We start from the raw sequence: 1,137 nt of genomic DNA, 5'->3' as shown, positions 1-1,137 counted from the left end.
CGCAATATCCGTACAGATGACCTGCTGAATTCCTTTCTGCTGATATTCAAGGATAAAATCAATAACATCTTTATCACTTTTTTCTAGCCATCCAGAAGTTTTTATCTTTCTGTTTTCACAGTCGGCTCCCAGAATGATCTTGTCTCTATACTTTGTGATCAGGTCATAACACCATTCCGGATTTTGCACTGCAATACTCCCTATCGTTATTTGTGAAGCTCCTGAATTAAAGGCAATTTCTACATCTTTCTGAGTTTTAAGCCCGCCTCCAAAGTCGATCTGCAATGAAGTTTCGCTGGCAATTCTTTCAATGACTTTTTGATTGACAATATGCTTTGATTTAGCCCCATCAAGATCAACTAGGTGAAGAAAGCAAATTCCATAGCTTTCGAATTCTTTGGCGACCTCTACAGGGTTTTCATTATATATTTTCTTGGTACTATAATCACCTTTTGAAAGACGTACACATTTACCGTCTATAATATCAATGGCCGGGATAATTCTCATTTTAAATCTTTAAAAAGTTTTGTAATACTTTATTTCCTGTTTTTCCTGATTTTTCAGGGTGAAACTGGGTGGCAAAAAAGTTGTTTTTCTGTAACGATGCACTGAAAGGCAGGATATAGTCGCAAACAGAAGTGGTATATTCGGAAAGCTCACCATAATAGCTGTGAACAAAGTAAAAATCATCTTCTTTCAAAGCTGAAAACAGCTCTGACTGCATGTTTGATATGGTATTCCAGCCCATATGAGGAACAATATATCCGGCAGGAAACTTTTTAACGTTAACATCAAAGATTCCTAAACCATTTGTATTTCCTTCCTCCGTATTTTTGCACATCAGCTGCATTCCCAGACAAATCCCCAGAACAGGCTGAGTCAATGCAGGAATAAGCTTATCCAATCCTTTCTCTTTCAAAGAAGTCATAGTGGAAGATGCTTCTCCTACTCCGGGAAAAATGACTTTATCGGCTTTTCGGATCAACCTGGGCTCATCGGTAATGATAGAATCCGCATTCAGCCTTTTTAAAGCATTCTGAACGGAGTTTACATTCCCGCCGTTATATTTTATTATGGCAATCATATTATAAGGTTCCTTTTGTAGAAGGGATATTAAAGTTTGGGTCAGACTGGTTC

The 1,137-nt window shown here is 37.7% G+C and carries 2 protein-coding genes; both read right to left on the bottom strand.

The window, feature by feature from the left end; all coding sequences use genetic code 11:
- On the bottom strand, positions 1–507 hold a 507-nt coding region (locus ACGHIN_RS17270), incomplete at its 3' end, for a 1-(5-phosphoribosyl)-5-[(5-phosphoribosylamino)methylideneamino]imidazole-4-carboxamide isomerase (RefSeq protein ID WP_390456475.1).
- 1 nt (position 508) lies between these two features.
- The gene (gene hisH / locus ACGHIN_RS17265) at positions 509–1,084 is read right to left on the bottom strand and encodes an imidazole glycerol phosphate synthase subunit HisH (protein ID WP_390456478.1); all 576 of its coding nucleotides are present in this window, start codon (positions 1,082–1,084) and stop codon (positions 509–511) included.
- Positions 1,085–1,137 lie beyond the last annotated feature (53 nt).

Origin of the sequence: Chryseobacterium barbadense (assembly GCF_042849955.1) — a bacterium.
In the GTDB taxonomy this organism is placed as follows: Bacteria; Bacteroidota; Bacteroidia; order Flavobacteriales; family Weeksellaceae; genus Chryseobacterium.
Note: the sequence above shows the minus strand (reverse complement) of the source record. Positions and strands in the feature narration are given on the sequence as shown.